We start from the raw sequence: 25609 nt of genomic DNA on the forward strand, positions 1-25609 counted from the left end.
CCATCCAAATCACGGCAAGGACTTAATCAACTCTAGCGCCATAGCTAGCTTCTCCCGAACATCCCGTGAGTGCCGCTTATTCTGATAAGAGGCAAGTTCGACCATTTGCAATTTTGGCAGATAAAATTTCGCATCCTCACCCCTCGCAATCTCAATCTGAGCAATACTCGTCGGGTCAACCAATACCCAATAAATATCTTCAGACTGATCCGGTATCCAATTAATCACAAATGCATGTTTCAAGCCCGGAAAAAACTCACGCAGAGCCACGCCCAATGCATCCGAATTATTGCCCGAAATTAGATTGGCGGATCGCTCAATCAACTGATTCCGCATCACTCTCGCACCTTCCTGTCTGCTCGAATTCATTTCAATTTCCCCGGAAATGCGCTTACCAGATTTCCAAACTTGTCCGTCAAGACAGTCATGACAGATGTCGGCTGACTGTTATTGAACTTATCGGTCCCAATTGGCCTCCCAACATTAACCTCTCTGACGTATCGAATCCCATCTGCACTTTGCAACTCTCTTGTAATCGGTGTCGATACCGTGTTGGGGTCTTGAAGGAGCTTTCGTACGTCGCTCTCACTAATTGTAAACTGGCTTGCGTTCACATTCGGATCAAGATGGCGATCGCCGATATGATCCATACCATCATTCGTAATATTGATTCGCGACTGTGCACGGCCCGGTGCGGAATTCGCACTGTCACTCGACTGCTGATCGTTGCCGCTGGACAATATAGGGGCACCTGGTGCATAGCCTGCAACACCCGGCTTCGCAACTTGCCCACCTGTCCCTGCCTCTCCTGCCAATACCAGCCCCGGACTCGCCGTAGGCGGCTTACCGCCACCAAACCCACTAATCGCGTTCAGCCCGTTCGCTATACTCTGAAATATCAGATCGAGCGCTGTCGTTTTCTTGCGGGGCGTGCCTTGTCCACTGGCCTCTTCAAGCGTGTCCGTATCCGTGTGGTTCCACTGGTTGTACAGGTTCACATTCGAAGCAGTAGCCGCGCCCGCTGTTCCTCCGACCAGCCCACCCAATGCGCCAATGAGCAAGTTCCCTGACACCTTCCCGGCAAGGGTCGAATCCGTCGCACCGGCCACCGCATTTGCGGCCTGCTTCGTCTGATCGGCCAGCAACGCTGCCAGTCCTGCTCCCGCTGCGCCCTGCGCCGCGCTCCCGACTCCGCCGCCACCCAAGCCGCCGATGAGCGCACCGCCTGCTATGTGCAGATAAAGTCGGTTAGTTCCGCCTTCGTCCCAAGAATCCGCTTCGGCTTGATAGGCGGCTTGCGCCGTCGTATCGCCTGCCAGCTTGGCCGCATCGGCAGCGTGTTGGGCTTCCTTCTGCTTCATATCCGCGTAAGCGCCGATGCCTTGCGCGACGACCTGTCCTGCAGCTTGCGCAGCGTTCATCGTATCGGCTTGCTTATCCAGCAGATTCTGCACGTCCGGTGTTTTCGATACCGTTCCGTTCAGGTTCGACGTGTCGCGGTTCAGGTTTGCCACGTCTTGCGTCTGGCCCGCCGGGTTGGTGATATCGATCGTGCCCACGCTCACGCCGCTTCGTGTGGTCGCGTTTTCACTACCACTATCCGACTGCGAAATCATCGGCGTCACGCCACCCGCGCCGCTGACCGATCCCGGTCCGATCGACTTCCCGGTGACACCAACGCCTGCGCCCGCGCTAAAACCGCTGCTATCCGCGTTGTAGGTCGAATGGTTTTCGATATCCCGATAGGTCAGCGTACCAGTCGTCAGCGTGTTTTTCGACGGATCGGCTGTGCTGGCGATCGCCGCGCCCGTCAGGTCCGTATTGCCCTTGACGTTTACATTGAACCCTCCCTCACCTGCCTGAATCCCGGCCTGTTCGTTCACGGCCGCGTAATTGCCGTTCGCGTTTCCGTGCGACGAACTGAAGCTGGCACTCCCCCCCCCATCGTGCTGACGCTGATGCCGCCGCCCGCGCTACTTTGATGCGCGCTACTGACGGTCGTGTCCTGCACGCTGCGCATGTTCAGATTGCCGCCCACGTCCGCAGTGACGGTGCGGCCCGATACAGTCGAGCCGATTACATTCGTATCACCACCGCTAACAAGCGTCACGCTATTCGCACCGGTCACGTGCGAGTTGTTCTGCATCACCGCATCGCTGTTGCCGTCACCATGCGCGCGCGACATGGCGGCCGACACCCCGATACCGTTCGTGCCGATCGACACGCCGACACTCGCGCTTGATGACGAATTCGAACTGCGCGTCGAATCGGTGTTCGTCGTGTTCTGCACGTCAATCTGATTCTTCGCGGCCAACAGCACATCGTTGCCGGAAACGTTCGAACCGGCCACCGTGATATTGCCGCTACCAGGCGCGCCGTTGCCGGTCGCAATCAGCGATGTAGTGCCGCCAGCGCTGACGCTCGATCCGCGTTGCGTAGTCTGGTTCTCTGACGTATCGAGTCTGCTATGACTCGATCCGACGCTGACTTGAACGCCGATGCTCGGTGTACCGCCGCCCGCAAGCGCACCGCCTGTCAAACCGGCCACACCCATTGCTGCATTACCTGCCGCTGCAATCGCATGCAGGGCCGTCGCCCGACCGTCGCCGCTTCCGCTCTTCGCTGCCTGCGCTTGTTGGTAAGCGCCGTTGATCGCATCGCCAATGCTACCCGACAAGCCGAGCGTGACGCCACTGCTACTGGTTGTCTCGCTATGGGTCCTGTTGCTGGTATCGGTTGCCGAATCGATCACAACATTCGACGCTACGCCGGCCAAATTATTCCGGGCGATCAAGTCGCTACCTGTCACGTGCAACGTATCGCCAGCCTTGATAGTCAGATCGCCATTGAGCGAGCCCACCGTGCTCGCGTTGTTCGTGACGGACGAAGCATGATCCGTGTCTTTCTTCGTTTGCGTGCCGATACTCACGCTCAAGCCGCTGGTTCCAATACCCGAATGCGTTTCGTGATAGTAGCTGTCCTGCGTGACCGTATCCTTGGACGTGGTGATATTGACGTTGTTCGCCGCCGAGAGATTGACATCGTTCGTCCCGACGACCGTGCTACCTTGAACGGTCAGGTCACGGCCTGACTGAATGTTGACCGTATTACCCGACACGGTGCTGCCGACGCCGACATTCGCCTGCGTATTCTGCATCGAATCGGTTTTCGTGCTGCTGACGAAGCTGCCGCGTTGGACCTGCACCGACTGGTACTTGTCGTGTTCCTCGCGGGCCTCGTTCACCGTGACGTTGCCCGTTGCAACGATGTTCGCCGCGCCGGTGCCGTTCTCAACACCGTTCGTCATGCCCGCCGTCAGCGACGAACCTGTCAGCGTGACGTTGCCTTTCGACACATCGGCGCTCGCCGCGCCGAGCGCCGCATTGCCGCCTGCCGTGAATTGCGTGCCAACAGCGTGCTCGTCGTAGTTGTGATCGACTTCCTTCCGCGTCTTGCTGTCCGCCGCCACATTGTCGAGCTTCGCGGTATCCGTGACCGTCGTTGCCGTCAAATTCCCGCCTGCAAGTGCGGACAAGTCTTTTCCGGCGGATACAGTCGCGCCCTTCAGCGTCATGTCGTTGCCGCTTTGCATCCCCAAGCTTCCGCCTGAGGTGATGCCGCTCGTCACGTTCTTCGTCGTGGATTCTTCCCAATGATGCTGATCATTCAGATACATCGATTGGTTCGTCGTGGACTGGACCGTATCGACGTTGATATCCCGACCTGCCGTCACCAGTGCGTCACCGCCCGCCGACAAATTCGCGCCGTGAATGGTCAAATCGCGTGCGGCCTGAACGGACAGATCACCCGTTGCCGCGATCGTGCCTTGCTGGCCGATCAGACTCGTGCTGACCTTGCTTGCGCCCGACGTGCCGGTTGCGCCAACCGTATCGACCAACGTTGTATTGACGATATCGTGACCGGCTGACACTGCGACCCGATTGCCGGTGATCATCCCCGACGCATTCACCACATCATTGCTTGCCGACACGACCGTTGTGCCGTTCTTGCCGCTGCTCGAAATCGTACCGCCACGATTCAGGATATCGGTGGCGGTAATGACCGTTTTCGTCCCACCCTTGATCACGCCGGAATTCGTTGCGCTACCCGTCGCATGAATTTCCACATCGTCCGCCGCGATCAACGCGCCAGTCGGTTGCAGATCGTTCGCATGCGTCTGCGCCATGTAGACGACAGGCGCCAGCACGTGCGTCGTGCTGCCGTTCGGCAACGTTACCGTCTGATCGACCAGCCATACGATATCGCTCGTCAGCGCGTCCATCTGCGCGGCCGTCAGCGCCATCCCCGGCACCAGGCCGAACTCTTTTGCGTAGTTCGCCCCGTTCGTCATCAGCGCGCGATATTCATCCTCGGCACTCGCGTAGCCCGGCAAGAACGTGCGGCCCGTCAGTTGCGTGATCTGATTGCGCACCATCTGCTGCTCGTACATCCCGTCACCCAGGCGCTTTTCGATGCTCGCCGGGTTCAGGTTCAACTGGCCGAGCATGTAGTCGCTCGAAATGAAGTTCGTATAGCTCGTCAGACGCGGATCGGTCACGATCAGATACGGCTGGCCCGGGGCGTCGTGAATCGAATAAAGACCGCTTGTCGGCAACGTGATCGGCAGTGCGCCCGACGCATTCGCGACCGATTGCTGTGCGCCAACCGGTGTCGACGAGCCGCCTGCGGCCCCAACCGGCGTCAACTTGCCACCGGATACGCCCCCATTGGCCGAATTGTTTCCAAGCGTGCCACCGGTTGCACCAGTAGAAGAATTCTGCGCGGCAACGTTCTGGTTGTTGACATCCTTCGCGTCGATGATCACCGACTGGTTGGCGATGATCGTGCCACCCGTGCCGCCGATGGCAACCGGTGTATACACCTTCGAAGGCTGAACGATCGTGCCGCGATCCTGCGTCGTATCCTCGTTCCACGCGTACATCGATACGATGTTGTCGGTCTGATACTGATACAGCGTCCGCCCGACGTTGTTCACGACCGTACCGCCGTAGCTGCCTGAGCCTGCACTACCGGATACATCCGAATCGCCGATCTTGATCGAGCCGCCCGCCGCAATCGAGCTGTATTCGTTGTTGATCGTGCCGACGTTCTTCATCACGATGTTGTTACCAGCTACGAGTTGCGCTTGCTGCGCCTGGCTTGCGATCTTGTCCTGCTGAACCGTGGTCGTCGTGTCGCGCCAGATTTCGACACGCTGATAACCGTTGTGGCCATCGCTGCGCGTCGTGTATTCCGTATCCGGAACGTAGTTGACGTGCGGATCGTACGCATCCCAATAGTTGACCGTAACCGTACCGTCCGCGTTGGTCGTCAGCGTGTTGTAGTAAATCGTCTGCTGCTTGCCGTTCACGTTCACGACCAACACCTTGTCAGTCGCGCTAGGTCCGGACGTTTCCGAAACAACCTGCGAAGGGCTATAGGTCGAGGTGAGCGGCGTCTTATAGCCGTTCACCCACATTGCCTGCGAGCACCCGCCGTTCGGGTCCGCATTCATCGTCGCGCACACGATGTACTTCTGACGCTTCGTTTCGTGCTTGCTCGTCGTGCTCGTGGTTTCAGTGGTCACCACCGGAGCCGGACGCGTGTTCGTGAATGTGCCAGCCGCGAGTTCGATGCTGCCTTGGGCTTCGATCGTGGACTGATCGTTCAAGACATTTTGCGTACGGTTCGCGAGAAACCCGTTCGCATCGCGCTGACCGTTCGCGGCGATATTGATGTCGCCAACGCTGAAGACATTCGCGCCGCCCGTGTTTGAAAACTGGTTGGTCGCGTAAAAATTCACCCTTTCGGCTGCGGCGATCACCGCCGCCGCACCGGTATTGGTGATCGTGCTCGCATTGGTGGTGACTTCGCGCCCGATGATCGTGGCGGTGTTGTTCAGCGTCGCGCTGTTGGTCGCGACCGTATCGCCTTCGATGCGACCTGCGTTATCGATCGTGCCGCCGTTCGCGTTGACGGTCGTCGTGCTGGAATTCAGATCGGCGCCCGCTTGGTTTTCAACGTTCGCGGCATTCACCGTCAGCGCGCCGTTGGCGTCCAGCACGCCTTGGTTCGTCAGCTTGCCCGACGTGGAAAACGTGAGGTCGCCGTTTGCGTGCAACTTGTTCGCCGTGGTTTGCGTGTAGTCGCTCCCGAGCGTCACCGTACCGTTTCGGCCTGCTACGATCGATCCGTCACCGCTCAACGCGCTCGCGGTCAACGTCAGGTCCTGATCGCTGCCGATAACGCCGTTCTGGTTGGAAAACGTGCCGGTCTGGATTGAAATACTGCCGCCGCTGCCTGCGTCGTTGCCGATTTTGCCGGACGTGTTGTCGATCGATGCCGTGTTCAATGACAGCACGCCGTTTGCACGGATCGATCCGGCCTGATTCGACAACGCAGCGTTTACCGCGTTCAGCTTGAGGTTGTTCGCGGCGGACAGTACACCACTCGCATTACTTACGTTATTCGCAACGTTCAACGTCAGATCGTGGCCGGAAAGCGTCTGACCGCCTTGTGCATTCGTGAGCATTTGGGCGGTCAGCGTAACATCGCCATTGCCGCCGATCGTGCCCGCCCCCGCTTTGCCGGACGCGTTCGTGTTCGTGATCGACGCGCCGCCGTCGATCGTCGTTGCACCGTTGCCGATATTCGCGATACGCCCGTCGCTGTTGTCGACGTTGCTCCCCGACAGCGCGAGCGTCGAATTCGTGCCGTTCGCTTCGATTTGCCCTGCGTTGTTGTTGATCGCGCCCTGTGCTCGCAGCGACAAATTCCCGTTCGCCTGAACAAGACCGGCTGCATTCGCGATCGCACCGTTCGACTGCACCGAAAGCGCTTGTCCAGCCAGCACGGAGCCACCGGAATTATCGACGCTGCCTGCCGACACTGAGACGTCCCCGTTGCCGCCAATGGTGCCGCCCGCCGTATTCGTCAGCGCATTTGTCGTCGTAACCGACAGCGCGCTCGTGCCTACGTTTTTGAGCGAACCGCCATCATTGGCGAGACTGTCGGCCGTCACTGAAACGCCGTTGTTCGCTTCGAGCGTGCCCGCACGGTTGTCGACAGCGCCTTGAGCCTTCAACGTAATGCTGTCCGCGCCGACGTAGCCGCCCGCATGGTTATCGAGCGACTGCACGTCGAGCGCTGCCTGTCGCTGCGCGGCCAGCGTACCTGCGCTATTCGATACGGTCGCCGCTTTCAGGCTCAATGCACCGTTGGTCGCGATCGTGCCGCCTTGGTTCGACAATGCGCCGGTCGAAATCGACAGCGCACCGCTTCCGGCGTGAGTGATTTTCCCGTGGTCGTTGATCAGCGTCGCGGGCGTCAGGTTCAGGTCGGTGCTGTTGGTCTGAATAACGCCGTTGCTTGAATTATCGAGTGTGTTCGAGACGGCGACATTCATTGCGCCGGTCCCGGTTTGTGTAATGGTGCCGCCGTGGTTCGATAAATTCGTCGCCGCGAGCGACAACTGCGCTGCCTGTACCGAACCCGCATCGTTGCTCAGCGTCGCGGCATTCACGGTCGCGGATTGTCCGGCCGTGATGCTGCCCGAACCGTTCGTCAACTGCGTACCCGCATTGATCACTGCGTTTTGCGCAGCCGACAACGTACCGCTGCCGTTGTCGAGCGATTGCGTGTCGACATTCAGATTCGTTTGCGCACTGACCGTGCCGTGGTTGACGACGCTGCCCGATTGAATCGCCACGCCGCCGTTGCCGCCGATGACACCGCCTTGGGCACCGAGTGCGGTCGTACCGGCTGCATTCGTCAGTTGCCCCGTCGTGGCAATGGACAGACCGTCCGAATTCAGCGACGTCACGCGACCTGCGCTGTTGTCCAACGAGCTTCCCGAAATATTCATTCCGGCCGCGCTCTGGATCGTGCCCTGGTTGTTCGCGATTGCACCGCCGCGCACCTGCATTGCGTTTTCGGAAACCAGTGTGCCGCCCTGATTCGCGATCGCGCCGTTCGACTGCACGTTCAGCGGACCTTGCGCCGAGATCTTGCCGCTTTGATTCGAAATGCCGCCTGCGATCAACGTTGCGTTACCTTGGCTCGACAGCGTGCCGTGATCGTTGATCAACGCACCCGCCGCGTTCGCATTGAGAGCGCCCTGCGCACTCGTTGTCGCATTCGAGAGGTTCAGGTCCCCGGCGCTGGCGTTCAGCGACACGTTACCGTTCGCGGCCGTCTGGCTACCCGTGAGGCTCACCGCAGCACCTGAAATCGATGCGCTCCCACCTGCAACGTTCTGCCCGGTCGCAGTCAATTGGCCGGTGCTCGACAGATTCAGATCGCCGCTTTTACCGACGGATTCATCGCTATTTACACCCGCGCCGAGCGTCCCGGTCGAATTGATACTGCCTGCGCTGACCGTCGTATTTTGCTGTGCGGCGAGCGTGCCGCTGTTCGACAACGTACCGGCTGTTGAAACGTTTGCACTCTGTTGCGCATACGTCGTGCCGCTGTTTTGAACGCTATTTGCGGTTGCCGTCAGATTTCCGCTCGCGGTCGTCTTGCCCGTGAGTACGAGCTGCCCGTTGGATTGCAGCGTCAGGTCGCCCGCTTGTGCCGCGATCGTCCCGGCGTTCGCGACACCGACGCCGTTCTCGTTCGATACGAGAAAGACCCTGTTCGCGTACATGCCGCCGAGTTGGCTCACGTCGATCGCGATAGCGGGTGCGGCACCGTCGCCAGCGATCGGTGTCGCCGCCAGCGTGTCGTGGTTGACTTGGTTCGCACCTGCAACGACGTTCAGATTCTTTGCGTAAATGGCTGCATTGGCCTGCACTGCACGCGAAATCAAGTCGACCTGATCGACATTCGATGCATTCAGGCCAGCACCGCTGACGGAAATCAGGCCGCGCGACACGTTGAATCCACCCAGCGATCCATCGGCGCCGTAATACGGCGTGCCAGTGGTGAGAACGGCTCTCGACGTATTGATGAATCCGCCGCCGTCAACCTGAATACCGGCACTGTTCGACAAGATCACTTCGGCGCGATTGCCCGCAACCTCGACGTAACCTCGCAGTTGCGACGGCGCATTGCTGTTGACCTGGTTGACGATGATCCGCGCAGACTGGCCCGCACCGAAATTCGGGTTGCCGTTGATCATCCCCGCCTGCTGCGTGTTGACGATCGTCGGCGAGTTGTTCAGGATCGCGCCCGGCTTTTGTACGTCGAACTGGTTGTACGTGTTCACCGACACGCCAGCGCCTGACGGTGCGGCAATATTCACCTGCGGGATGCCGCTCTGCGTCTGAATTACATGAGTGCTCGTGCCCGGAGTCGGCGCGATTTGCGCGAAGCTGAATAACGGCACACCGAACAGCAATGCAGCAGCCATCGCGATCGGCTGCCAAACGATACGCAAGCGCGATGGCGCACTCACGCCTTTGGAATTCCCGGCTGCATGCGGTGAACTACCGTTTTCCCGAACGACCATCATCGCGCCCCGCGCGCGATTGAACACAACCCGATAGCATTTCTTGTTCATTCTTCGTTGACGCGCACTGCGCCCCTGCTTGCAGTCTTATTTGAATTCAGCGTCGATAGGACCGAACGTAATTCGCTGTGTGGTCTTGAACGCGCTTGCAACGGATAGTCAGAGCGACAACGCCTCTCATGCATGTCGCGATTGCGAGACGGCGCTCGCAATGGGTCTCCTCTTATCCACTGCGCGATGCTAGCAGAAGCAATCACCGCACACTGTCAGAAAAGATTAACGCGATACGAGGAGCATCGGCGTTCCCTGCTCCGGAGCCGGAGATTTTAAAAAATTCCGAAGAATTAATATTTTTATAATGTTTTCAGATTGTTAATTCTGAGGCGGGATGAGATTTTATTGGGATAGGCTCGACGTGGCTTTAGACACTGTGCCAATCGTCCGATCGCGGCCGGATGCTCATGATATTGTTGGCCGACCGATCGCGAGATAAGCGGCGATAGTGTCGCGAAACTCGCTTGTCGAAAATGTATAAACCAAGATGGGAAAAATATGCGCTCTCGAGCGCCGAAACCAGCAATGCCGGTTGCATCACTTCGACAACGTCGCCCGCACCGTATATTCGCCTTCCAGCCCACCGTGATCGGGCCGCACGAAGTACCGCGACGAATCCAGATCGGCCGGCAGCGGCTCGACCGGATAACCGTGCTTTTCCCACGCATCGAGGCCGCCCTTCAGCGCCCGGATGTTGTGGATCATCTTCTTGCGCTGCATCTTCGCGATCAGACGCTTGGCCGTGGCCTCGTTCGGGCATACGCAATAGACGACGATCGGCCGCTTCAGCACTTCCGGGTCGAGCAGGTCAGGGGAATCGAGATCGACCGGCAGCGCGCCGGCAATCCGGTACGGCTCGCGTTCGCGAATCGCTTTCGGCCGCGCATCGAAGATCAGCGGCGGTTCGTCGGACGTCATCATCTCGACGAGCTGCGGCGGCGAGATGCGTACCTGCGCGAGATAGCGGCGGAACTGCACGCGGCGCACCCAGCGGTACAGCAGGAACGTGATGAAGATCGCGAGGAACGCGTCGAGGATCGTGCCGCCGCTCGCGCGTACCCACAGCACGAACTGGACGATCTGGTCGTGAATGGCCGCGCCGCCGATCAGCCAGAACGCCGCCCACAGCGACGCGCCGGCCAGATCCCAGAACAGGAACACGCCAATGCCGATCGCGGTCGTGCCGAGCAGCGGCGCCGACACGAGGCCGAGACCCGGCAGGAATTTCGACAGCACGAGCAGCGGCGCGCCGTACCTTTCGAATACGTTACGCGCGAAGCGCAGCGTCGTGTCGAGCGACAGCGAGAAGCGCACGAGGCCATTCAGCAGGCGCCGGCCGCGCGTGCGGCCCATGAAGAACCACAGCGAATCGGCCAGCATCGTCGCCCCGATCGCCGCCGCGAACATGCTGGCCCAGGACGCCTGCCCCATCGCCGCCATCGTGCCGCCGAGAATCAGCATCGGCACGGCCGGCACCGGCACGCCGAGCTGCGTGATCAACACGCTCGCGAAGACGGCCCACGGGCCGAGCGACGATGGAATAGCAATCGGAAAGTGCCACACGGCGGCGCTCCTGGAAGACATGCGGGCCGCGCGACAGGGCCGTCGGTACGGCGGCGCAACGGCCGCCGCGGCATGTCCGCGACCGACCGGTGCATCCTGCGCATTCTAAACGGGTTTGGCCGCGCTCGCGCGGAACACCGACCATCGGTACGGGCTTCGCGCCCGGCGTGACGCGGCCGTGACAGTCACGCGTCCGAGCGCGGCACGAGCTGCGCGACGTGTTCCGCGTAGTCGGGAAACTCGGCCGCCAGCGCGGCCGCATCCGCGAGCTCGAATTCCGCGAACTCGAACCCCGGCGCCACCGTGCAGCCGACGAGCGCGACATGCTCGGGCGATGCACAGCGCGCGCCGAACCAGCTTCCCGCCGGCACGACCGCCTGGAACACGGTGCCGGGATGCGTGAGGGGGTTGCCGAGCCGGTGGATCGTCAACCCGTCGCGCGCGTCGAGTACCCACACTTCGATCGGGTCGCCCGCATAGAAATGCCAGACCTCGTCGGAGCGGATGCGATGCCACGACGAATACGCGCCGTCGCACAGCAGATAGTAGATCGCGGTCGATGCGGCACGTCGCGCGCCATCGGCCGGGCGCACGACCGAATCGGTCGCGCGGTAGGTTTCACGGAAATAGCCGCCTTCGGGATGCGGCTGCAGGTCGAACTGGCGAATCAGGTCGGTCGCGGAAATCGGCATGGCGGATGACGTCGGTAAGGTTGGAAACCGGCATTCGGCGGCCCTTCCGGTCCGTCCCGATTCAGGCGACCGGTGCCGCCGGATGTCCGTGCGTCGATCGCCGCGGCCATGCGCGCGGCGAACAAGCGGACACCGGCCGATGCTGCCAGAACTGCGTGCCGGGACGCAACCGTCGACGCTCAATCGCTCACCGCCAAGACTCCCGGCGGCCCGCCCCGGCACGCGGATCGTGCCGATATCCGGCCAGGCGCGCGAGGCAGCCTGCTGCCCGCAGATGCACGGGCGGCATCGCCAACCGTACCGCCGTCGATTACGCGGTCGCCGGCGCCCGCGCCTCGCCGTGCCGCACCAGCAGCACGGGCCGGTCGGCCGCGCGCAGCAGCGATTCCGCCACGCTGCCGAGCAACAGCCTGCGCAGGCCGTGCCGGCCGCTCGTGCCCATCACGATCAGGTCGGCGTCGGCTTCGGCCGCCGTGCGCATCAGCACCGCCGCGATGTCCTCGCCATACGCGTCGAGCGCGCGCACCGTGCCCCGCACATGCTGCTGCGCGAGCGCCGCTTTCGCGTCGTCGAGCACCGGCGTCGCGGCGTCGGTCGCCGCGATATCGCCGTCGCGCTCGGCGGCGAAGCCTGCGTCGACGTCGACGAGCTGCGGCCGATGTTCGACGACATACGCACAGGTCACTTCGCCGCCGGACGCCGCCGCGATCCGGATCGCCTCGTTCAGCGCGAGACGCGCGCTCGGGCTGCCGTCGAGCCCGACGAAAATCCGCTTGTACATGGTCCGTCCCTCCGACCGGGCACGCATCGCGCGTTGCGCGACCACGGGCCGTTGCCGCAAGCCGGCCCAGCGCTGGCTTGCCTGCCGAACAGTCTGCCCCACGTGCCGACACGCGCGTTGACGCGCATCAAGCGGGGCCGGCGCGCCCTGCTTCAAGCCGTTTGCCGCGATTTCAACCGACCCCATTACAAAAAACGTGTAAAACGCGCACAATTTCATCTTCAAAATAGTCGTTGCACGCAGCCGGTGCGAGGTTTTCCGGTTTTGCCGCCCTGCCCGAGCGCCTTGGGTAGCCCGAACAACAGAATGGCCATCGAATGACCGCCAGTGGAACCCCGACGCGTGGCGCCCGAGGGCCCGCGCCCCTGCAGATCATGTTACGCCAGCCACTCGCGGCCGGCGTCGTTGCGCTGTGCGCGGGCGCGGTGTTGTCGCTTGGCGTCGCGCTGCTGGTGCGCGAGCAGTGGCAAGCCACCGTTCATACGCGTTTCGAACGCCGCACGGCGCACGTGACCGCGATGCTGCGCCACGAACTGCAGACCGGCGTCGCGGTGCTCGAAGGCGCGCGCGGCGCGTTCGGCCTCGTCCCGACCATGACGCCCGAGCAATGGCGTCGCTATGCGGAGACGCTCGATCTCGACAGCGCCCGCTCGCCGGTCCGGCAGATCGGCTATGCGCCGCTGACGCCCGCGGCGCGCAGCGCCCTCGCCGGCACGAAACCGCCGCCGGCCGGCCCGCTCGCGGCAGCGACGCTCAGCGCCCCCGCGTCGAATGCGCCGGTCGAGCGCTTCGGCGCGTCCGACGCGGCGCCGCTCGCGCATGCGCTGCGTACCGGCGATATCGCGCTCGGCGTTCATTCGGCCGACGACGATACGTCCCGCGACGCCCGCACGTTGACGCTGTTCCTGCCCGCGACGGCCTCGTCGCTTGCGGCGGCCAGACCGTCCGGCGCGCGCGAAACCGCCGCCGACGGCGTGCTGTTCGCGGCGTTGAGCCCGCGGCGCCTGCTCGAGCGCGCGCTCGATACTGAACGCGGGATCGACCTGTGGATGAGCGCCGGCGGCGATCCGCGCGCGATCGCCAGCGTCGAGACGACGACCGACGAAGCGTCGGCGTCGCCCGACCTGATGCGGCGCACCGACGTGCTGAATTTCGGCGGCACCGCGCTGACGCTCGCCTATTCCGCGGACGGCCGGCCGAGCGCGACCGGCGCGCAGCGTGCGGCCGGCACCGTGCTCGCCGCCGGGCTGATCGCGTCGTTCGGGTTCGCGGCGCTCGTCCATGCGCTGCTGCGCAGCCGCGCCGATGCCGGCGCGAGCAGCCGCGGCCTCCTCAACGAGGCACGGATGATGGGCATCATCCGCTCGTCGATGGAAGCGATCATCACGATCGACGAGAAGCAGACGGTCGTGATCTTCAATCCGATGGCCGAGCAGGTGTTCGGCGTGTCCGCGATGGAGGCGATCGGTGCGCCGCTGTCGCGCTTCATTCCGGAGCGGTTCCGCGCCGCGCACGCGAAACACGTCGACCAGTTCGGCGTGACGGGCGTGTCCGAGCGGCAGATGGGCCGCCAGCGCGTATTGTTCGGGCTGCGGGCCAACGGCGAGGAATTCCCGATCGAAGCGTCGATCTCGCAGATCCGCGACGCGTCGGGCAAGCTTTATACGGTGATGCTGCGCGACATCACCGAGCGGCTGCGGGCCGAGAACGCGCTGAAGCGATCGCGCGAGGAATTGCGCGAACTGTCGGCGAACCTGCAGAACGTACGCGAAGAGGAGAAGACGCGCATCGCGCGCGAGCTGCACGACGACCTCGGGCAGCAGCTCACCGCGCTGAAGATGGACCTGTCGGTCGTCGAACAGCAACTGCGCACGCCCGGCCGCGCGCACCCCGACGATGGCGTGCAGGCCCACCTGCAAGGCATGCGGCGGCTGATCGACGCGACGGTCGCGTCGGTGCGGCGCATCGCGGCCGACCTGCGGCCGGTGATGCTCGACGATCTCGGCCTCGTGCCCGCGATCGAATGGCTCGCGAACGATTTCACGAACCGCTACGGGATCGATGTCGAGCGCCACATCGAAACGGGCGGCCTCACGTTCACCAGCGCGGGCGCGACCACGCTGTTCCGCATCGTCCAGGAAGCGCTGACGAACGTCGCGCGCCATGCGGATGCGACGCGCGTGGCGTTGCGGCTCGACGTCGAGGAAGGCTTTTGCGTGCTGCGCGTCGCGGACAACGGCCGCGGCGCGGCGCCCGACGGTGCGGCCCACGAAGACAAGTCGTTCGGCCTGATCGGCATTCGCGAACGCGCACACATGCTGGGCGGCACCGTGACGATCGACACCGCGCTTGCGCGCGGCTTCGCGATCACCGTCGCGTTTCCGCTCGCCACCGTTCAACAGGACACGCTCATCACATGATCAAGGTGCTCATCGCCGACGACCATACGCTCGTACGCGACGGTCTGCGGCACATCCTCCAGAACGCCACCGGATTCGAGGTGGCCGGCGAGGCCTGCGACGGCCCGTCGACGATCGCGCTGGTGCGTGCGACGCCCGCGCAGGTGCTCGTGCTCGACCTGTCGATGCCGGGCCGCAACGGTGTCGAGCTGATCAAGCAGATCAAGGACGAGAAGCCCGCGCTGCGCGTGCTCGTGCTGACGATGCACGCGGAGCAGCAGTACGCGGTGCGCGCGTTCCGCGCGGGCGCGTCCGGCTATCTGACGAAGGAAAGCGCGAGCGCGGAGCTGGTCGGCGCGGTCACGAAAGTGGCGTCGGGCGGCGTCTACGTGAGCCTGGCGATGGCCGAGCAGTTCGCGCAGAGCCTGAACGAGCCGGCCGAGACGCTGCCGCACCAGCGGCTGTCCGATCGCGAATTCGACGTGTTCCGGCGAATCGCCGCGGGCCAGACGCTGACCGAGATCGCGAATGCGCTGTGCGTGAGCGCGAAGACGGTCAGCACCTACAAGACCCGGATCCTCGAGAAGATGCAGATGCCGCATGAAGCGGCGCTCGTGCGTTACGCGATGCGGCACAAGCTGCTCGACGAAACGGACGACGTGTAACGGACGACGTGTAACGGACGACGTGTAACGGCGACGTGTAGCCGGCGCGGCGCGGGCCTCGGCGGGCCCGCGCATGGCGGTTACTTCGCCGGCACCGGGCACGCGAGGTCGCCCTCCTCGCAGGCGAGATAGCCCTTCAACGTTTCGGTGCGCGCTTTCGTCAGATCGTCGAGGCAGGTCGATACGACCATCGGGTATGCACTACCGCCCTCGACATTCGCGCTCGAGAAACGGCACTCCGCATCGCGGTATGCGATCCACGCGCGCTGCGCGCTCACGAGCTTGTCGGCAAGCGGCTGCGCATCGCGCAGGCGCGCGGTGACGGCCTGGTAGGTCCGGTTCAGTTCCCCGTCGGATTTCTTGTACGCGCGATCGGCACACGCCGTCATCGTCGCCTGATCCGTCGCGTCCGCGCAATTCGCCTGCGCGTGGGCGACGCCCGCCACCAGCGCCAGCGAGCCCAGCAGACCGGTCAAGACACGCATGGATGCTCCTTTGTTGTCCGTTGAAGTGTGGAACCCGGTGCCTTGTCGCGCCCCGTGTGCATGGGCCGCGCCACCGCGCCGACATCGACCGCGATGCTAGCGCACGCGCGGCGGATTGTCAGCGGGTCGGCGCGGCAAGAGGCGTGACCCGTTCACGGCAAGGTATTGCTGAATCAGCGCCGATCGGTGGCCGGCGTGTCGCTCATGCAAGCCGCAGGCTATTTGCGACCGGTTCGGCCGACGGCAATTCGTGCGTTGCCGTACTCGATGGAAGAGATGCAAAAAGCCCGCACACGATACGTGTGCGGGCTTTTCCGATACGGCTTCGGCCTCGGCCTCGGCCTTCGGGGCCGCGAGACAACAGCCGGCTCAGTGACCGAAGTACACCGACGAGCGGTCGCTCACGGCCGGCACGACCGCGCGCTGGCCAGACTGCGAGGTCGCGACCGGGTTCGAACCATAGCCGGTTGCGTCGGCTTGCGCGCCGGCGTTCTGCGCGGCCGCGATCTTGGCCTGGGCGGCCTGGATGTTTTCCGGATAGTTGATCCAGTCGTTCGGGTTGTAGCCGGCCTTTTCGAGCTGGACCAGTTCGGCGCGCACTTGCGCGCGCGTCAGCGGCTGCTGGTTCGATTGGGCGAACGAGACGACCGGTGCGGCCACCAGGGCGGCCAGTGCAACTGCCTTGATCAGCGATTTCATGATGCGTTACCTCCAGGATTGTTTTGTCAGGCGCTTCGGACTCGGAGTCGTTGCGCATGAGTGAAAGTCTAGGAGGCTCGACTATCAGGGTAAATACTTAAATCGCAAATTCACTGTTGACCGAAACCGTACAATCGCGCGGGAATAGGCCGATTCATCAGATGATTATCGACGTTCGTACACCAAATACCGCGATCCGGTGACGGCCATGCGCAGGCCGGGCGTCAGCGCAGGCGTTCGATATCTGCCGACGCCATCTGCCTGTCGAACAGCAGTGCCTTGAGGCGAATCAGGTCGGCGGCGTCGATGTCGTCGAACGCCGCATGGTGCAGCGTCAGCGCCGGCACCGCCGGGTCGGCATGCACGGCCCGCACCGTGCCGGCGAGCGCCAGCCGCTCGACACGGCCGCCGGTTTCGTACGGCAGCATCACGCCCAACGGCTCGCCGGGTGCCGCGATCGCCCGGCCGACGGCGATCGACAGACCGCTCAGGCTGATGTCGTGCACCACCCCGATGCTTTCCGCTTCGTCCGCCGCGCCGCGGCAGCCGGCCGCGATGCGCACCGGCACGCGCGGCTCGGCGCGCGTGCGCAGCCGGTCGACGAAACCGGGCGGCGACAGGATCATGAATGGCGCCGCGCCCGACGCCTGCACCGATTCGACCGTCGCGCCGAAACGGGACACCGCGGCGCGGCCGACCGCCACCGCTTCGACGTCGTCGCCGCGCGCGAACTCGAGCGCGGTGGCGGGCTGCGGCTCGACGAACAGCGCCCCCGACGCGCCGACGCCGATCAGCCGGCACCGCTGCAGCGCGCGCGCCGTGCCGACCCGCCGGCGGATGCCGATCGCGGCGCCCGCCGACAAGCCCATGCGCGTGGCGGGGGCGCCCGTCGCCGCGGACGCGCATGGATCGGTGTCGGCGGCGTCGCGTCGGCGCACGGGGCGGAAATGGTCGAACAGGAAAGCGTGCTGCGCCGGGTCGGCCAGCGTCGTGCCGGCCGGCAGCAGCGCGGCGCCGTCGGCGTCGTAGAGGTCGAAGCCGAGCGGGACGCCCACGGAAAGGTCGTCGCGCGCGAGCGCGGCATAGTCAGTGGAAAGTCGCATCGGAGAAGCGCGGGGGCGACCGCGCGAGCTATCGTGACAACTTGATTACGGCAGCATCGCGCGGAATCTGAATGGCTTCGTCACTGCGAAGCGCCGGTCGAGTCAGGCGCGGCCGGCGCCGGCTCCGGGATCGGCGCCGGCTCCGGGATCGGCGGTGGGGCCGGCACGGCCGAAGGGGCGGCGCCGGCACCGGCGCCGCTTCCGCTCGTCGTACTCGCGCCCGCGGGCGGCTGCGCAGGCTGCGGCGGCTGCGATGCGCCCGACGACAGCGCCGCGGCCGACGCGGCTACTTCCGACGCCGGCACCCATTCCTCGACGATGCCGCCGGACGCGGCATCCGGCGCCGACGCGGCCGACGCTTCCGACGCCGCCCCTTCGTCGGTCTCGGCCGGGCGTTCGACGCGCGGCGTCCTGACCGGCGCGGACGCCTTCTTCGGCTCGGACGGGAACCACGTGTCGAACAGGTCGGTCACGCGCTCGCGCAGCGAGCCGAACCAGCCCGGCGACGGCTCGGTATCGAATTTCGCCTTCGTATCGACGATCCGGGCGCGCTGCGCGCGCTGGAAGAAATCGCCGACGATCGGCAGCGCGCTGTGCGCGCCCTGCCCCCAGTAATCGCTGCGCAGCGTCACGCGGCCGTCGTCGAACCCGACCCACGCGCCGGCGACGAGGCCCGGCTGCATCAGGATGAACCAGCCGTCCGCATTGTCCTGCGTCGTGCCGGTCTTGCCGGCCACGTCGCCGCGCACCCCGAAGCGCGTGCGGATGCTGCCGCCCGTGCCGCGCGTCACGACGTCGCGCATCACGTCGAGCAGCATCTTGTCGGTTTCGGCGTCGAGCGCGCGCTCGGGCGGCGCCGGTGCGTACTCGGCGAGCACGTCGCCCTGGCGATTCTCGATGCGCGTGACCATCTGCGGCTCGACGTACAGCCCGCCGTTCGCGATCGTCGCGTACGACGCGACCATTTCCTTCAGCGTGACGGGGCTCGTGCCGAGCGCGAGCGACGGCACGCGTTCGAGCGGGCTTTCGCGCACGCCCATGTCGCGCGCCAGCCGCGCGACGGCGCCCGGCCCAACCTTCTCCATCACCTGCGCGGTGATCCGGTTGCGCGACAGCGCAACCGCGTCGCGCAGCGTCATCGGCTTGCCCGACGGCGGCACGTCGTCGTTCGGCCGCCAGATCTCGCCGCCCTTCAACGGGATCTCGACCGGCTGGTCGATGAACGTATCGTCCGGCTTCATCCCGCTCGCGAACGCGGCGCCGTAGACGAACGGCTTGAACGTCGAGCCCGGCTGACGCCGCGCCTGCGCGACGTGGTCGAACGGCTCGCGGGTGAAGTCGCGGCTGCCGACCCACGCGCGAATCTGCCCGTCACGCGGGTCGATCGCGAGGAAGCCGGCCTGCACGTCGGTCTTCGCCTTGCACAGCGCGTGCAGGAAGCCGCGGTCGGACGCGAGCAGCTTCATCGCCGCCGCGTCGTCCTTGCCGGCGTCCTGCGCGGCCTTGTACTCGGGCGATTCGCGCATGAAGGTGCGGAACACCTCGTTGTCGGTGCCGCAGCCGTCGCGGCCGCTCCATGCGTTGTTCGCGATACCCTGCAACTGATTGCCCTGCAGCGTGAGCGCCTGCGTCGCCATCTGCTGGAGCCGCGAGTCGATCGTCGTACGGACGATCAGCCCGTCCGAGTAGATGTTGTAGTCGTTGCGGTCGGCCCACGCGATCAGCCATTTGCGCAACTGCTGCGCGAAATGCGGCGCCGGCCCCGGCGGCTCCTTCTGGCGCTCGAAGTCGATGCGCAGCGGCCGGCGCTGCAACTGCGCGAACTGCGCGGGCGACAGCTTGCCGTACTTCACCATCTGGCCGAGCACCGTGTTGCGCCGTTGCAGCGCGCGCTCGGGGTTCAGCACCGGGTTGTAGTAGCTATTGCCTTTCAGCATCCCGACGAGCGTCGCGCTGTCGAGCACGTCGAGCTCGTCGGCCGACTTGTCGAAATAGGTGCGCGCGGCCATCTCGACGCCGTACGCGTTGTACAGGAACGGCACCGTGTTCAGGTAGGTCTCGAGGATCTGGTCCTTGCTGTAGACGGCCTCGATCTTCAGCGCGGTGATCGCCTCCTTCACCTTGCGCGTGAGCGTGGGCGCGCGGCCGATCTCGTCCGGATACAGGTTGCGCGCGAGTTGTTGCGTGATCGTCGAGCCGCCCTGGCGGCTGCCCGAGAACGTATGGAGCGCGGCCGACGCCGTGCGCTTCCAGTCGAGGCCGTGGTGTTCGTAGAAGCGGTGATCCTCGGTCGCGATCAGCGCGTCGACCATGCGCGGCGAGATCTGCTTGAGCGGCACCCATTCGCGGTTCGACGGCTTGAATTCGGCCAGCACCTTGCCGTCGGCGGACAGCACCTGCGCGGGCTGATCGACGCGCGCCTTGCGGATGTCGCCGATGCCCGGCGTGAACGGGACGAGCGCGACCACGTACAGCGCGAACATCGCCGGCACGGCGGCGGCCGAGAGCAGCACGCCACGGCGCGTCGGGTGGCGGACATGGCGCCACGCGGTGGCGGCGAGAGGCTTGACGCGCGCGACGGCAGCCGCTGCGACGGGTTGGGCGCGCGCGACCCATCTGGCGCACAAGGCACGCACTGACGACACGTTTCGGCGATTCACGCGGGTGGAGCTCTGCTGAAAAGGCTGCATCGTACCAAACTCGCGCGGCCGGCCGCCCCGCGGCGGCCTTGCGCCGGCACACGCGCCGCGGTGTCGCGGCGGCGCTCACGCAAGAAAGGCGCGTGCCCGGCAACCGGAACGACGCGCCAAACCTGGTACGACGACCTGAACGCCGCGCGAAGGGGGCGTAACGGGGACACGCAACGGGGGGCGACCGGCGCCCCGGCTCAGCGCACGAGAAATCCGTACGTGAGCGGATCGCGCTCGTCGACGATCCAGTTCGCGAACCCGCAGATATGCGCGCTGCCTTCCACTTCCGGGATCACGGCCGGGAGGCCGCCGACCGTCGTTTCGCGCAGCACGCGCCCCTTGAAGACCGTGCCGACGATCGATTCGTTGACGAGCGTGTCGCCCGCCGCGAGCAGCCCGCGCTGGTAGAGCTGCGCGACGCGTCCGCCGGTGCCGGAGCCGGTCGGCGAGCGGTCGACCTCGCGATCCGCGAACACGCAGCAGTTCGCCTGCGTCGAACCCGCGTGGCGCGGCGCGTTCGCGATGATCGTGCCGTAGATATGGTTGATTTCCGGGATCTCCGGATGCACGACCGGATACGTCGCGTTCGCGGCCGCCTTCACTTCCGCGCCGAAGCGAATCAGCTTTTCGACGGCCGACTCGCGCACCGGCAGGTCGAACGGCGCGCCGTCGACATAGAAATAAAACGCGCCGCCATACGCGATGTCGCCGGTCACGGTGCCGAACGAGGGCGTCTGAACCGACACGTCGCGTTGCCAGATGAACGACGGCACGTTGACGAAGCGCACCGGCCCCGCATGCTCGCCGTCCCACTGGACGAACGCCTCGATGAAGCCGCACGGCGCGTCGATGCCGACCCGCGTCTCGGGCACCGTGCGCTGCACCCAGCCGAGCTCGACGGCCGCTGTCGACAGCGCGATCACACCGTGTCCGCAATGGTCGCTATAGCCTTCGTTGTGCACGAAGATCACGCCGAAATCGGCATTCGGCGAAACGGGCTCGGTCAGATAGCCGCCGTACATGTCGGCATGGCCGCGCGGTTCGAACATCAGCGCGCGGCGGATTTCGTCGGCATGCGCCTTGAGCCATGCGCGGCGCTGGACGATCGTCGCGCCGGGCAGCCGCGGCAGCCCGCTCGTGACGATGCGAAACGCTTCGCCGCCGGTATGCACTTCGACGGTGGAAAGGGATCGGGAAATTTTCATGGCGAATCGAATGCGTTGAAACGAAGGACGGCGGCCGGGCCGCCGTCCGTGACGGGATTACTTCGCGTACGGTTCCGGCAGGCCGTTGCGGATCACGTAGACGGTGGTCGGCGCGCCTTTCAGGTCGCCGTTCGCGTCGAACGAATAGGTGCCGGCGACGCCCGCGTAGTTCGACTTGGCGAGCTGCGCGCTCAGCTTCGCCTTGTCGGTGGTCGTGCCGGCCTTGACCATCGCGTCGGCGAGCAGCTTCACGCCGTCGTAGTAATTGACGCCGTAGACCTGCGTATCGGTGTGATAGGTGTCGTGGTACTTCTTCAGGAATGCGCGCCCGGCCGGCGTCTTCTCGAGCGCGACGCCGCCCTGCGCGCAGTAGACGATCGACGCCGCCTCGCCCGCGACCTTGCCCATGTCGGCCGAACAAACGCCGTCACCGCCGAGCAGCTTCGCCCGCAAGCCGCGCTGCCTCATCTGCTTGGCCATCGGCGCGCCCTGCGCCGCATAGCCGCCGAGGAAGATCACGTCGGGGTTGGCGGCCTTGATCTTGGTGAGAATGCCGAGGAAGTCGGTGGCCGACGAATTCGTGTATTCCTGGTCGACGATCTTGATCCCGTTCGCCTTCGCGACGTTCATGAACTGTTCGGCGACGCCCTGCCCGTACGCGGTGCGATCGTCGATCACAGCGGCGGTTTTCGCGTTCAGCGTCTTCGCGGCGAACGTGGCCATCGTGCCGCCGAGCTGCTCGTCGCTCGCGCCGATCCGGAAGATGTTCTTGAAGCCCTGCTTCGTCAGCGCCGGGTTCGACGCGACCGGCAGGATCGGCACGCCGGCAGTCGAATACACGCGCGACGCAGGAATCGCGACACCGGAGTTATACGGCCCGAGCACCGCGACGACGCCCTTGTCGACGAGGTTCTGCGCGACCTGCACGCCGGCCTTCGGGTCGGCCTGGTCGTCTTCGGAAACCAGTTTGAAGGTCACGGTCTTTCCGCCGACCTTCACGCCAGCCTTGTTGAGCTCGTCGACCGCCAGCCGCGCGCCGTTTTCATTGTCCTTGCCGTTGGCGGCCTGCGGGCCCGTGAGCGGCGCCGAATGGCCGATCATCACGACCTCCTGCGCATGCGCGGAAGTCAGCGCGCCAGCGGCGACGGCCACCGAAAGCGCGGTCACGAGGTGTCGCATGATGTCTCCTGATTGGTTTTGTGTGAAACCAATGTAGGACATGCGTGGTCACATCGCAAGCAATTTCAAAATAATCGTCGGCATTTTGGTCATATTGAAGACCAGAACGGATGCGCGCGCGGGCCGGTCATTTCGGCGCGATGTCGCGCCGCACGCGGCGGATGTGCTGTTCGACGTAGAACGCAGCCGCATCGGCATCGCCGGACACGATCGCCTCGTAGATCAGCCGGTGTTCGGACACGTAGAGCCGGATCCGGCCCGCGTCGTAGATGCCGTCGTCCTTCAGCCGCTTCCACAGCGGCTGGTCCATCGTCTTCGCGACCTCGTCCGCGATCTTCACGATCAGCGCGTCGCCCGTCATCAGCGCGAGCTGCCGGTGGAACAGCCGGTCGCTCTCGTTCCACAGCGCGCGCTGGTGCGGATCGTCGATGTCGGTGATGGTTTCCATCTGCGCGAGATAGCGCTCGGCGCCGGCGTCGGCGCGGCCATGGGCGGCCGCGAGGCGCGCGATCGCGGGCTCCAGGATCAGCCGCACGTCGAGCGTCGACGTCGGGCTGAAATCGGCCTCGAGCACGGTGTGCGCGTCGCCGTGCCGCGCGAGCACGTCGAGCGGCGCCGCGACGACGTAGGTGCCCGAATTGCGCTTCGTGAAGACGAGACCTTCGTTCTGCAGCGCGCCGAGCGCTTCGCGCACCGCCGGCCGGCCGACCTGGAACAGCGCCGCGAGCTCGCGCTCGGACGGCAGCCGCGATTCGGCCGCGTAGCGCCCGGCGCGAATCTCGTCGCGGATCTTTTCGGCTACCTGCTCGTAGATCTGCAGCGGCCTGAAACCGCCTTCGAGTGAGTCGGGGCGCGCGGACATCATCGTATGGCTCCTGCCCGTTCGCGGGCGTGGGATCTGGAATGGGTTCGCACTATACCGGAGCGGGCGGGCAGCGCGGCATCGGCGATGCCTTCTGGCCAGATATTAGAACCAAAATCCACGAAGCGCTTTATTTTCTGGGTTGCGGGCGCGCCAGCAAGTGGTATAGATTCGATCCACTGCCCTGTGTCACGGTATCCGGCAGACCCGCGGCGGACGCGGCATGCGTCCGCCGGCCACACTCACCGACGCCCCGACGTACACGATGACCGCCCTTTCCCCGATTCCCGTTTTCGATGCGTCCGACACGGCCGCGCTGCTCGACTACCCGGCGCTGCTCGCCACGCTCAGGCAAGCGGTCGTCGAGTATGCGGCAGGCGACATCGTCAGCCCCGAACGCCTCGTCGTGCCGCTACAAGGCGGCGGCGTGATGCTGTCGATGCCGTCGAGCGCCCACGACCTGGCGAGCCACAAGCTCGTGACCGTGTGCCCCGGCAACGGCGCACGCGGGTTGCCGACGATCCTCGGCCAGGTCACCGCGTACGATGCCGCCACCGGGGAAATGCGCTTCGCGCTCGACGGCCCGACCGTCACCGGCCGCCGCACGGCGGCGATCACCGCGCTCGGCATCCACGCGCTGCACGGCGCCGCGCCGCGCGACATCCTGCTGATCGGCACCGGCAAGCAGGCGGCCAATCATGCGGAAGCGCTCGCGGCGATCTTTCCGGACGCGCGCCTTCACGTGCGCGGCACGCGCGCGGACAGCGCGGCCGCGTTCTGCGCCGCCCACCGCGCGCATGCGCCGCACCTCGCGCCGCTCGACGGCGACGCGATTCCCGACGCGATCGACGTGGTCGTCACGCTGACGACGAGCCGCACGCCCGTCTACCGCGAAGCCGCGCGCGAAGGCCGGCTCGTGGTCGGCGTCGGCGCGTTCACCGCGGATGCCGCCGAGATCGACGCGAACACGGTGCGGGGCAGCCGGCTCGTCGTCGACGATCCGGCCGGCGCGCGCCACGAAGCCGGCGACTTGATCGTCGCGCAAGTCGACTGGCGGCACGTCGCATCGCTCGCCGACGTGCTGAACGGCACCTTCGCCCGCGGCGGCCCGCTGCTGTTCAAGAGCGTCGGCTGCGCCGCGTGGGACCTGGCCGCTTGCCGCACCGCGCGCGACGCACTGGCCGCGCGCGGCGCCGGCTGACCCGGCCGCGCGACCGTTCGCCCCGCTCGCGCGGCATCGCCTCGTCGGATTCATACCGGCGATTTCCCGTACGCGGTGTAGGAAACGCCCTACACCGCGTCGAAGCGGCCTACACGAACTTCCAATTCGGCCGATTTCAATTTCGGCGGCGCAACACGATACTGCCGGCATGAATGCCAGCCTGTCGCCCGCCTTGCTCAGGGTGTTTCTCGTCGATCATGCGGTCGCCGTTCGCCAGCGGATCGCGCTGCTCGTCGGCGCAATCCGCGGCGTCGCGGTCGTGGGCGAAGCGGAAGACGGCCAGGACGCGTGGACGCATATCCTCAGCAGTGGCGCGGACGTGGTGATCGTCGACGTGCGGCTCGCGGACGGCAGCGGTCTCGACCTGATCGGGATGCTGTCGAAAGCCGCGCCGCGCATCGTCACGATCGTGCTGACGAACCACTCGGCACCGGCATTCAGAGAGGCATGCGCGACGGCGGGAGCCGACTACTTCTTCGACAAGACCGTCGAATTCGACGCCGCATGCCATGTGATCGAATCCCTGGTGCACGCTCGCGTGCGCCGCACCTGACGAGCC

17 protein-coding genes are annotated in these 25609 nt (G+C 64.9%); 4 read left to right on the plus strand and 13 right to left on the minus strand.

Features of this window, described 5'->3' with window-relative positions:
* Positions 1-9: 9 nt before the first annotated feature.
* The 6 genes from LGN10_RS05525 to LGN10_RS05545 all read right to left on the minus strand — a co-directional run bounded on the left by LGN10_RS05525 (position 10) and on the right by LGN10_RS05545 (position 12541).
* Entirely contained in the window at positions 10-369 is a 360-nt protein-coding gene (locus LGN10_RS05525) for a hypothetical protein (RefSeq protein ID WP_124859012.1), read from the minus strand.
* Positions 366-1883: a hypothetical protein gene (locus tag LGN10_RS33780; RefSeq protein WP_413227136.1), complete on the minus strand. Its 1518-nt coding sequence runs from the start codon at positions 1881-1883 to the stop codon at positions 366-368. The genes LGN10_RS05525 and LGN10_RS33780 overlap by 4 nt, the downstream gene beginning before the upstream one ends.
* Complete coding sequence (locus tag LGN10_RS05530; RefSeq protein ID WP_413227137.1) at positions 1880-9502, minus strand: hemagglutinin repeat-containing protein; 7623 nt, start codon at positions 9500-9502, stop codon at positions 1880-1882. Before LGN10_RS05530 ends, LGN10_RS33780 begins: the two co-directional genes overlap by 4 nt.
* Positions 9503-10042: 540 nt before the next feature.
* Positions 10043-11068: a DedA family protein/thiosulfate sulfurtransferase GlpE gene (locus LGN10_RS05535; RefSeq protein WP_059639459.1), complete on the minus strand. Its 1026-nt coding sequence runs from the start codon at positions 11066-11068 to the stop codon at positions 10043-10045.
* A gap of 185 nt (positions 11069-11253) precedes the next feature.
* The gene (locus tag LGN10_RS05540; protein WP_226222108.1) at positions 11254-11760 is read right to left on the minus strand and encodes a cupin domain-containing protein; all 507 of its coding nucleotides are present in this window, start codon (positions 11758-11760) and stop codon (positions 11254-11256) included.
* Positions 11761-12070: 310 nt separating this feature from the next.
* Positions 12071-12541, minus strand: coding sequence for a universal stress protein (locus LGN10_RS05545; RefSeq protein ID WP_226222110.1), 471 nt, complete (start codon positions 12539-12541; stop codon positions 12071-12073).
* A gap of 317 nt (positions 12542-12858) precedes the next feature.
* On the opposite strand from LGN10_RS05545, the gene LGN10_RS05550 reads away from it, so the two are divergent.
* Both LGN10_RS05550 and LGN10_RS05555 read left to right on the plus strand, forming a co-directional pair.
* Complete coding sequence (locus LGN10_RS05550; protein WP_226222112.1) at positions 12859-14961, plus strand: PAS domain S-box protein; 2103 nt, start codon at positions 12859-12861, stop codon at positions 14959-14961.
* The gene (locus tag LGN10_RS05555; protein WP_006483707.1) at positions 14958-15605 is read left to right on the plus strand and encodes a response regulator transcription factor; all 648 of its coding nucleotides are present in this window, start codon (positions 14958-14960) and stop codon (positions 15603-15605) included. The genes LGN10_RS05550 and LGN10_RS05555 overlap by 4 nt, the downstream gene beginning before the upstream one ends.
* 80 nt (positions 15606-15685) lie before the next feature.
* On the opposite strand, the gene LGN10_RS05560 is transcribed toward LGN10_RS05555, so the two are convergent.
* The 7 genes from LGN10_RS05560 to LGN10_RS05590 form a co-directional block, all read right to left on the minus strand.
* Complete coding sequence (locus tag LGN10_RS05560; RefSeq protein ID WP_059639457.1) at positions 15686-16090, minus strand: lysozyme inhibitor LprI family protein; 405 nt, start codon at positions 16088-16090, stop codon at positions 15686-15688.
* Positions 16091-16459: 369 nt separating this feature from the next.
* Entirely contained in the window at positions 16460-16789 is a 330-nt protein-coding gene (locus LGN10_RS05565; RefSeq protein WP_027783001.1) for a DUF4148 domain-containing protein, read from the minus strand.
* A gap of 224 nt (positions 16790-17013) precedes the next feature.
* The gene (locus LGN10_RS05570) at positions 17014-17892 is read right to left on the minus strand and encodes a PilZ domain-containing protein (protein WP_226222114.1); all 879 of its coding nucleotides are present in this window, start codon (positions 17890-17892) and stop codon (positions 17014-17016) included.
* 80 nt (positions 17893-17972) lie between these two features.
* Positions 17973-20582 carry a penicillin-binding protein 1A gene (locus LGN10_RS05575; RefSeq protein WP_226222116.1) on the minus strand — a complete coding sequence of 870 codons (2610 nt, stop codon included), beginning with the start codon at positions 20580-20582 and terminating at the stop codon, positions 17973-17975.
* 197 nt (positions 20583-20779) lie between these two features.
* Entirely contained in the window at positions 20780-21787 is a 1008-nt protein-coding gene (gene lhpH, locus LGN10_RS05580) for a trans-3-hydroxy-L-proline dehydratase (protein ID WP_226222118.1), read from the minus strand.
* Positions 21788-21844: 57 nt separating this feature from the next.
* Positions 21845-22966 carry a branched-chain amino acid ABC transporter substrate-binding protein gene (locus tag LGN10_RS05585; protein WP_226222120.1) on the minus strand — a complete coding sequence of 374 codons (1122 nt, stop codon included), beginning with the start codon at positions 22964-22966 and terminating at the stop codon, positions 21845-21847.
* Positions 22967-23093: 127 nt separating this feature from the next.
* Positions 23094-23831 carry a FadR/GntR family transcriptional regulator gene (locus tag LGN10_RS05590; RefSeq protein ID WP_099317429.1) on the minus strand — a complete coding sequence of 246 codons (738 nt, stop codon included), beginning with the start codon at positions 23829-23831 and terminating at the stop codon, positions 23094-23096.
* A 262-nt stretch (positions 23832-24093) separates the two neighbouring features.
* Here LGN10_RS05590 and lhpI point away from each other — a divergent pair, with 262 nt between their 5' ends.
* Entirely contained in the window at positions 24094-25029 is a 936-nt protein-coding gene (gene lhpI / locus LGN10_RS05595) for a bifunctional Delta(1)-pyrroline-2-carboxylate/Delta(1)-piperideine-2-carboxylate reductase (protein WP_226222122.1), read from the plus strand.
* Between the two features lie 169 nt (positions 25030-25198).
* Positions 25199-25603, plus strand: a complete 405-nt coding sequence (locus LGN10_RS05600; RefSeq protein ID WP_226222124.1) for a response regulator transcription factor — start codon at positions 25199-25201, stop codon at positions 25601-25603.
* Positions 25604-25609 lie beyond the last annotated feature (6 nt).

The sequence above is a fragment of the Burkholderia sp. AU32262 genome, assembly GCF_020419985.1.
In the GTDB taxonomy this organism is placed as follows: Bacteria; Pseudomonadota; Gammaproteobacteria; order Burkholderiales; family Burkholderiaceae; genus Burkholderia; species Burkholderia semiarida.

Bases quoted from the DNA above. Each gene is read 5' to 3' on its own strand.
- LGN10_RS05525 (WP_124859012.1), bottom strand. From the start codon at position 369: ATGAATTCGAGCAGACAGGAAGGTGCGAGAGTGATGCGGAATCAGTTG.
- LGN10_RS05530 (WP_413227137.1), bottom strand. From the start codon at position 9,502: ATGAACAAGAAATGCTATCGGGTTGTGTTCAATCGCGCGCGGGGCGCG.
- LGN10_RS05540 (WP_226222108.1), bottom strand. From the start codon at position 11,760: ATGCCGATTTCCGCGACCGACCTGATTCGCCAGTTCGACCTGCAGCCG.
- LGN10_RS05545 (WP_226222110.1), bottom strand. From the start codon at position 12,541: ATGTACAAGCGGATTTTCGTCGGGCTCGACGGCAGCCCGAGCGCGCGT.
- LGN10_RS05550 (WP_226222112.1), top strand. From the start codon at position 12,859: ATGACCGCCAGTGGAACCCCGACGCGTGGCGCCCGAGGGCCCGCGCCC.
- LGN10_RS05555 (WP_006483707.1), top strand. From the start codon at position 14,958: ATGATCAAGGTGCTCATCGCCGACGACCATACGCTCGTACGCGACGGT.
- LGN10_RS05560 (WP_059639457.1), bottom strand. From the start codon at position 16,090: ATGCGTGTCTTGACCGGTCTGCTGGGCTCGCTGGCGCTGGTGGCGGGC.
- LGN10_RS05565 (WP_027783001.1), bottom strand. From the start codon at position 16,789: ATGAAATCGCTGATCAAGGCAGTTGCACTGGCCGCCCTGGTGGCCGCA.
- LGN10_RS05570 (WP_226222114.1), bottom strand. From the start codon at position 17,892: ATGCGACTTTCCACTGACTATGCCGCGCTCGCGCGCGACGACCTTTCC.
- LGN10_RS05575 (WP_226222116.1), bottom strand. From the start codon at position 20,582: ATGCAGCCTTTTCAGCAGAGCTCCACCCGCGTGAATCGCCGAAACGTG.
- lhpH (WP_226222118.1), bottom strand. From the start codon at position 21,787: ATGAAAATTTCCCGATCCCTTTCCACCGTCGAAGTGCATACCGGCGGC.
- LGN10_RS05585 (WP_226222120.1), bottom strand. From the start codon at position 22,966: ATGCGACACCTCGTGACCGCGCTTTCGGTGGCCGTCGCCGCTGGCGCG.
- LGN10_RS05590 (WP_099317429.1), bottom strand. From the start codon at position 23,831: ATGATGTCCGCGCGCCCCGACTCACTCGAAGGCGGTTTCAGGCCGCTG.
- lhpI (WP_226222122.1), top strand. From the start codon at position 24,094: ATGACCGCCCTTTCCCCGATTCCCGTTTTCGATGCGTCCGACACGGCC.
- LGN10_RS05600 (WP_226222124.1), top strand. From the start codon at position 25,199: ATGAATGCCAGCCTGTCGCCCGCCTTGCTCAGGGTGTTTCTCGTCGAT.